Genomic DNA, 7292 nt, shown 5'->3' with positions numbered 1-7292 from the left:
GCTACTCGTGTTCGGGTCACCGTGTTGGGGCGGTGCCGTGTTCCCACACCGCTCGCCACTCGCGCTCCTCATCTTGCTTTTCGTGGTGCAACGCCGCCGATGGTGGGCTTAGGTGGATGGCGGGGTGGGGCAGCGTAAAGAAATCGCCTTTGCCTTGAGCTGACGTGCCGCGCCCGGTATCGATGTAGCAATACCCCTGCCCCGATAGGGGAGCGCCGGTGGCCGTCTTGCCCAGATAGTGCAGCACGTTGGCGGCCGCGCTAGTCGCGCCGTTTTTCGCGAATATCGCCGCTTTCGGTAGCGGGCGGTCTGACGGCGAGATGACTGCCGCGGTGTCGCCGATCGCAAAAATGCCCGGGTACCGAGTTTGCATCGTGGCCGGATCGACGCTGATCCAACCCGGGCCGTCCAGTGTCAATGCGGGTTCGTGCGGGGGCACGAAGACGAGCAGATCGAAACTTGTCGCGGCGCCGTTGCGAAAGTGGATCTGGCGGCGATCGGCGTCGATGCGAGCTACGGCGTGCTCGCCGAAGAATTCAATGGCTTGCTCGCGCAGTAGGGCGACGAGTTCAGGTCCGGCGTGCGGACCCGCCGAGGGCATCGGGTGCTTTTCTGGGGTGTAGACCGAGATTTCGGTGGCGTCGCGCGATCCATTGTCGCGGAGGAGATCGGCGGCGAGCAGTGCTCCTTCGTAGGGAGCGACCGGGCAGCGGTATGGCTGTGACGTCACCAGCACCACCAGCCGTCCGCCGGTGAAGGCGCGCAGCGCCTGGTGCGCTTTCGCCGCTGCGTCGGAACTGTAGAAGTGCACAGCAGTGCCGTTGTCCATAGCGCTGCGCAGGCCGGCGATATTGTCGATTGCGTTGCGCGCGCCGGTGGCGATCACCAACGCATCAAATGCGATGTCGGTGCCGTCCGCGAGGCTGACGGTGCGCGACGCGGGATCGATGCTGCGGACCGTGCCCTCGACGCGACGGACTCCGGCCAGTGCGCTGGCGCTGGGCGTGACCGCCACGCTTGCCTGGTCACGCCAGCCGCGCATGACCCACGGCAAGGTGAAGCCCAGGAAGTGCGAAAAGTCCTCATCAACCACCGTGATGTCGAGATCGTCGAGTGAGACCTCCGATTCGGCGAGTTCCTTGAGGACGCTGAGACCGCCGATTCCCGCACCGAGGATGACCAGCTGCTTCGTCATAATTTTGCCTTTCCATTAGGTCTTTGCTGAAGGGGCGTGCGTACGGGCACGAGTGGCGCCGTCATCCGGGTGACCGTCACACCAGTGACCCGCCGGGACCTGGCGTTTGACCGCTTCGATGTGCGCCCCGCACCCGGCCCAGGTTGTCTTTCCGCAAGCGGGGCAACGCACCGCGTAACACATGGACGTTGTCCTGTCTCGGGTTGCTAAGCGTGGGCTCGAGGACGATGGAGCTGGCTGAACTGCGGTGTGAGCACCAGGGACTTGACCGCGTCGAACACGGCCAGCGTCCGATCTGGCGTGGGGACGGAGGTGAAGACCGGCCCGAAAGCCGTGTGGCCGTCGATGGTGATCAGTGGGCTGCCGCCCGTTTCTCCCAGTGCGTCTTGGCTCGCTTGATGACACCGTGAGACCACGGCGTCCAGCTCGGTGTCGCAGACCGCTGCGGCCGTGGTACGCCGCGCCCCGACCGCCCGTAGAACGTGTTCGACAATTTCGTCGCCCAGAGCGCGAGATCGATCGAAGTATTCTTCGCCGAAGGCGAAATACGCCGTGGCTATCGCGTCTTGGCCGAGCTCCTCGCGCAGAGCCGCCATCAGCCGCCCGACCCGTTGCGAGTCGGTCATGCGGGCCCGCTGCGGCGGCGGCAGCTCGCGTCCGTCGTTGAGAAGCGCCAGATTCATCAGTTGCCAGTCAATCGCGAAACCGGCCTCGTCGGCGGCCGCTTTCAACCAGCGTGCGGTGTTCCACGAGAAAGGACACACCGGGTCCAGCCACAAAGTTACCGCGGTTTGCCCGCGATCGATGGTCCCCGCGTCAGTCATTAGCTGCTGCAACACAAATCGGGCCCTTCGCGCTGGCTGGTCCAGAAATCGCAGTACCGCCATCGCATTGCGGTCGATCTTCATATAGGTACGTATCCGTAAATACCATACCCCCTACCGTATAGATCGCCGACCGGATCGGCAACGTCGTCCTTCGCCGGGCGGGAAAACCAAGCCGTCATTGTGGCGAAACGAACTAATTTGCAAAGCTTTTCGTGTTGGTCAGGCGGAGAACGTGGTCGGCCGTCTCGCGTGCCAGCGTCGGGCGCCTCCCGGCGTCGCCCGCATGCCCCGTGGCGGGCGAAGTGGGGTGCGGCCGCCGTTGCCTCGTGCGGGGATCCACGATCGGCAGCTCCCCAGCGCGGGTCGTTCTCGTCGGCGGGCCTACGCTTAACGCATGCAACGGATTATCGGGACGGAGGTCGAGTACGGCATTTCGTCGCCGACCGACCCGACCGCCAACCCGATCCTTACTTCGACTCAGGCGGTGTTGGCCTACGCGGCCGCCGCCGGCATTCAGCGCGCCAAGCGCACCCGCTGGGACTACGAAGTGGAGTCGCCGCTGCGTGACGCCCGCGGTTTCGACCTGAGCCGCTCGGCCGGCCCGCCACCGGTGGTCGACGCCGACGAGGTCGGCGCGGCCAACATGATCCTGACCAACGGCGCGCGGCTCTACGTCGACCACGCGCACCCCGAGTACTCCGCGCCCGAGTGCACCGACCCACTGGACGCGGTCATCTGGGACAAGGCCGGTGAGCGCGTGATGGAGGCCGCCGCGCGGCACGTCGCCAGCGTGCCCGGAGCGGCCAAGCTGCAGCTCTACAAGAACAACGTCGACGGCAAGGGCGCCTCGTACGGATCGCACGAGAACTACCTGATGAGCCGGCAAACGCCGTTCTCGGCCATCATCGCCGGTCTAACGCCGTTTTTGGTGTCCCGGCAGGTGTTCACCGGCTCCGGGCGGGTCGGCATCGGCCCCTCAGGGGACGAGCCCGGCTTCCAGCTGTCCCAGCGCTCCGACTACATCGAGGTCGAGGTCGGGCTGGAGACCACGCTGAAGCGCGGCATCATCAACACCCGCGACGAGCCGCACGCCGACGCCGACCGGTATCGCCGGCTGCACGTGATCATCGGCGACGCCAACCTCGCCGAGACGTCGACTTACCTCAAGCTGGGCACCACGGCGCTGGCCCTGGACCTGATCGAAGAGGGTCCGATGCACGGCATCGACCTGAGTGATCTGGCGCTGGCCCGGCCGGTGCACGCGGTGCACGCGATCAGTCGCGACCCCTCGCTGCGCGTCGCGGTGGCCATGGCCGACGGCCGGGAGCTGACCGCGCTTGCGCTGCAACGGATCTACCTCGACCGGGTGGCCAAACTGGTCGACGGTCGCGACCCCGACCCGCGGGCAGCACACGTCGTCGAGACCTGGGCGCACGTGCTGGACCTGCTCGAGCGCGACCCGATGGAGTGCGCGGAGCTGCTGGACTGGCCGGCCAAGCTGCGACTGCTCGAGGGGTTCCGGCAGCGCGAGAACCTGAGCTGGTCGGCGCCGCGGCTGCACCTGGTGGACCTGCAATATTCCGACGTCCGGCTGGACAAAGGCCTGTACAACCGGCTGGTCGCGCGCGGCTCGATGAAGCGTCTGGTCAGCGAACACCAGGTGCTCGAGGCGGTGGACAACCCGCCGACCGACACCCGCGCCTATTTCCGCGGCGAATGCCTGCGCCGATTCGGCGCCGACATCGCCGCGGCCAGTTGGGACTCGGTGATTTTCGATCTCGGTGGCGATTCGCTGGTGCGCATCCCGACGCTGGAGCCGCTACGGGGCAGCAAAGCGCACGTCGGAGCCCTGCTGGACTCCGTGGACAGCGCCGTCGAACTGGTGGAACAACTGACGAGCTGAGGTCTGTTAACCAAAGAACGTCGGCTTTGACCGGTAGGGTAGAGAGACCAGCGGGCGGCTTAAGCGGCCAGTAAGCAAGCCCAGACATAGCAGGAGGCGGCGATGGCGCAGGAGCAAACCAAACGTGGCGGTGGCGGCGGCGACGAAGATGACGTCGTTGGCACCACGGCTGCGGGCCAAGAGCGTCGCGAGAAACTGACCGAGGAAACCGACGATCTGCTCGACGAGATTGACGACGTCCTGGAGGAAAACGCCGAGGACTTCGTCCGCGCGTATGTCCAAAAGGGCGGACAGTGACCTGGCCTTTCCCCGATCGCCTGTCCACTAACTCGGCTCAACCCGGATTATCTGCTGTAAATACGTCGTCCTTCGCGGACCTGTTGCGCCGTCAGGCGCCCGAGTTGCTTCCGGCCGTCCTGGGCGGTGGCTCCGGCCGATCCGGTGGTGACGCCGGGCTGCCGCACGGCACCACGATCGTCGCCCTGAAATACCCCGGCGGTGTCCTGATCGCCGGTGACCGGCGCTCCACCCAGGGCAACATGATCGCGGGCCGGGACGTCAAGAAGGTCTACATCACGGACGATTACACCGCGACCGGCATCGCCGGCACCGCCGCGATCGCCGTCGAATTCGCCCGCCTGTACGCGGTGGAGCTGGAGCACTACGAAAAGCTGGAAGGCGTCCCGCTGACGTTCGCCGGCAAGGTCAACCGGCTCGCGATCATGGTGCGCGGCAACCTGGCCGCCGCGATGCAGGGGCTGGTCGCGCTGCCGCTGCTGGCGGGATACGACATCCACGCGGCCGACCCGGAAAGCGCTGGGCGCATAGTCTCGTTCGACGCCGCGGGCGGCTGGAACATCGAGGAAGAGGGCTACCAGTCGGTGGGGTCGGGGTCGATCTTCGCCAAGTCGTCGATCAAGAAGCTCTATGCCCAAGTCACCGACGTCGACTCCGCGCTGCGGGTAGCCGTGGAGTCGCTGTACGACGCCGCCGACGACGATTCCGCCACCGGCGGACCGGATCTGGTGCGCGGCATCTTCCCGACGGCGGTCACCATCGGCGCCGAAGGGGCTGCCGACGTGCCCGAGAGCCGGATCGCCGAATTGGCCCGCGATGTCATCGAAAGCCGTTCGCGCGCAGACACTTTCGGCCCGGATGGCGGTGAGAAGTGAGCTTCCCGTATTTCATCTCGCCTGAGCAGGCGATGCGTGAGCGCAGCGAGCTCGCGCGCAAGGGCATCGCCCGGGGCCGCAGCGTGGTGGCGCTGGCCTACGCCGGCGGTGTGCTGTTCGTCGCGGAGAACCCGTCGCGGTCCCTGCAGAAGATCAGTGAGCTCTACGACCGGGTGGGTTTCGCGGCCGCCGGCAAGTTCAACGAGTTCGACAACCTGCGGCGCGGCGGCATCCAGTTCGCCGACACCCGCGGCTACGCCTACGATCGCCGCGACGTCACCGGCCGGCAGCTGGCCAACGTCTACGCGCAGACGCTCGGCACCATCTTCACCGAGCAAGCCAAGCCGTATGAGGTCGAGTTGTGCGTGGCCGAGGTCGCGCACTACGGCGAGACCAAAGCGCCTGAGATGTACCGGATCACCTACGACGGGTCCATCGCCGACGAGCCACACTTCGTGGTGATGGGCGGCACCACCGAGCCGATCACCACCGCGCTCAAGGAGTCGTACGCCGAAAACGCCGACCTGCGCGGTGCTTTGGGGATTGCCGTCGACGCGCTGCGCGCCGGGAGCTCCAACGGCAGTGACGAACACAGTCTGGACGTAGCCAACCTCGAGGTCGCCATCCTGGACGCCAACCGGCCGCGGCGCGCGTTCCGGCGCATCGGCGGGGCCACCCTGGAGAACTTGCTGCAGGAGTCGAAGGACGCGAAATCCGAGGGCGATGCCCCGGATTCAGACGGCGAATCTTAGCCCCTGGGCGCGGCTGCTGACCGTCGCGCTCAGACAACCAGTACCCTCGATAATGTGCAGCGACGAATCATGGGCATCGAGACCGAGTTCGGTGTCACCTGCACGTTCCACGGCCATCGCCGCCTGTCCCCGGACGAGGTAGCCCGCTACCTTTTCCGCCGGGTGGTGTCATGGGGTCGCAGCTCCAACGTGTTCTTGCGTAACGGCGCGCGGCTGTATCTCGATGTGGGCAGCCACCCCGAGTACGCCACCGCCGAGTGCGACAGCCTGGTGCAGCTGGTCACCCACGACCGGGCCGGGGAATGGGTGCTGGAAGACCTACTCGTAGACGCCGAGCAGCGGCTCGCCGACGAAGGCATCGGCGGCGACATTTACCTGTTCAAGAACAACACCGACTCCGCGGGCAACTCCTACGGGTGCCACGAGAATTACCTGATCGTGCGGGCCGGTGAGTTCTCCCGGATCTCCGACGTGCTGCTGCCCTTCCTGGTCACCCGCCAACTGATCTGCGGGGCCGGCAAGGTGTTGCAGACCCCCAAGGCCGCGACATTCTGCCTGTCGCAGCGCGCCGAGCACATCTGGGAAGGCGTTTCGTCGGCCACCACCCGCAGCCGCCCGATCATCAACACCCGGGACGAGCCGCACGCCGACGCCGAAAAGTACCGGCGGCTGCACGTCATCGTCGGCGACTCCAACATGTGCGAGACCACCACCATGCTCAAGGTGGGCACCGCCGCGCTGGTGCTGGAGATGATCGAAGCCGGTGTGCCGTTCCGCGACTTCTCGCTGGACAATCCGATCCGCGCCATCCGCGAGGTCAGCCACGACATCACCGGCCGCCGTCCCGTCCGGCTGGCCGGCGGGCGTCAGGCCAGCGCGCTGGACATCCAGCGGGAGTACTACACCCGCGCGGTCGAGCACCTGCAGACCCGCGAGCCCAACGCGCAGATCGAGCAGGTCGTCGACCTGTGGGGACGCCAGCTCGACGCCGTCGAGAGCCAGGACTTCGCCAAGGTCGACACCGAGATCGACTGGGTGATCAAGCGCAAGCTGTTCCAGCGCTACCAGGACCGCTACAACATGGAGCTGGCCGACCCCAAGATCGCCCAGCTGGACCTGGCCTACCACGACATCAAGCGTGGTCGCGGTGTGTTCGATCTGCTGCAGCGCAAGGGCCTCGCGGCGCGCGTCACCACCGACGAGGACATCGCCGAGGCGGTCGACAACCCGCCCCAGACCACCCGGGCGCGGCTGCGCGGCGAATTCATCAGCGCCGCACAGGCGGCCGGCCGCGACTTCACCGTCGACTGGGTGCACCTCAAGCTCAACGACCAGGCCCAGCGCACCGTGCTGTGCAAGGACCCGTTCCGGGCCGTCGACGAGCGGGTGAAGCGGCTCATCGCCAGCATGTGACCCACCGCGAGTCGGTGCGCGCGGCGGGTG

General features: G+C 66.5%; 8 protein-coding genes. 5 read left to right on the top strand and 3 right to left on the bottom strand.

Going from position 1 to position 7292, the window contains the following annotated elements; translation table 11 throughout:
* Nucleotides 1–16: 16 nt before the first annotated feature.
* From AC5Y5O_RS09385 to AC5Y5O_RS09375, 3 genes are read right to left on the bottom strand one after another with little or no spacing between them, the layout of a single operon-like run.
* On the bottom strand, nt 17–1195 hold the full coding sequence (locus AC5Y5O_RS09385; protein WP_500024786.1) for an NAD(P)/FAD-dependent oxidoreductase: 1179 nt from the start codon (nt 1193–1195) through the stop codon (nt 17–19).
* A gap of 15 nt (nt 1196–1210) precedes the next feature.
* Nucleotides 1211–1378: a DUF8730 family Cys-rich protein gene (locus AC5Y5O_RS09380; RefSeq protein ID WP_500024784.1), complete on the bottom strand. Its 168-nt coding sequence runs from the start codon at nt 1376–1378 to the stop codon at nt 1211–1213.
* A gap of 23 nt (nt 1379–1401) precedes the next feature.
* Complete coding sequence (locus AC5Y5O_RS09375) at nt 1402–2019, bottom strand: mycothiol-dependent nitroreductase Rv2466c family protein (RefSeq protein ID WP_500024782.1); 618 nt, start codon at nt 2017–2019, stop codon at nt 1402–1404.
* Nucleotides 2020–2416: 397 nt separating this feature from the next.
* On the opposite strand from AC5Y5O_RS09375, the gene dop reads away from it, so the two are divergent.
* From dop to pafA, 5 genes are all read left to right on the top strand, one after another.
* The gene (dop, locus tag AC5Y5O_RS09370) at nt 2417–3925 is read left to right on the top strand and encodes a pup deamidase/depupylase (RefSeq protein WP_096288418.1); all 1509 of its coding nucleotides are present in this window, start codon (nt 2417–2419) and stop codon (nt 3923–3925) included.
* Between the two features lie 102 nt (nt 3926–4027).
* On the top strand, nt 4028–4222 hold the full coding sequence (locus tag AC5Y5O_RS09365) for a ubiquitin-like protein Pup (RefSeq protein ID WP_085220395.1): 195 nt from the start codon (nt 4028–4030) through the stop codon (nt 4220–4222).
* Entirely contained in the window at nt 4219–5097 is an 879-nt protein-coding gene (gene prcB / locus AC5Y5O_RS09360; protein ID WP_096288416.1) for a proteasome subunit beta, read from the top strand. The genes AC5Y5O_RS09365 and prcB overlap by 4 nt, the downstream gene beginning before the upstream one ends.
* Nucleotides 5094–5849 carry a proteasome subunit alpha gene (gene prcA, locus AC5Y5O_RS09355; protein WP_096288414.1) on the top strand — a complete coding sequence of 252 codons (756 nt, stop codon included), beginning with the start codon at nt 5094–5096 and terminating at the stop codon, nt 5847–5849. Before prcB ends, prcA begins: the two co-directional genes overlap by 4 nt.
* Before the next feature lie 54 nt (nt 5850–5903).
* Entirely contained in the window at nt 5904–7262 is a 1359-nt protein-coding gene (gene pafA / locus AC5Y5O_RS09350) for a Pup--protein ligase (RefSeq protein WP_096288412.1), read from the top strand.
* Nucleotides 7263–7292 lie beyond the last annotated feature (30 nt).

Source organism: Mycobacterium sp. NGS40, from assembly GCF_059812735.1.
The sequence above is the reverse complement of the archived record's forward strand: the minus strand, read 5'-3'. Positions and strand labels throughout refer to the sequence as shown.

What these genes read in the sequence shown, in the direction of transcription:
- AC5Y5O_RS09365 (WP_085220395.1), top strand. Translation starts at nt 4,028, where the DNA reads ATGGCGCAGGAGCAAACCAAACGTGGCGGTGGCGGCGGCGACGAAGAT.
- AC5Y5O_RS09375 (WP_500024782.1), bottom strand. Translation starts at nt 2,019, where the DNA reads ATGACTGACGCGGGGACCATCGATCGCGGGCAAACCGCGGTAACTTTG.
- AC5Y5O_RS09380 (WP_500024784.1), bottom strand. Translation starts at nt 1,378, where the DNA reads ATGTGTTACGCGGTGCGTTGCCCCGCTTGCGGAAAGACAACCTGGGCC.
- dop (WP_096288418.1), top strand. Translation starts at nt 2,417, where the DNA reads ATGCAACGGATTATCGGGACGGAGGTCGAGTACGGCATTTCGTCGCCG.
- AC5Y5O_RS09385 (WP_500024786.1), bottom strand. Translation starts at nt 1,195, where the DNA reads ATGACGAAGCAGCTGGTCATCCTCGGTGCGGGAATCGGCGGTCTCAGC.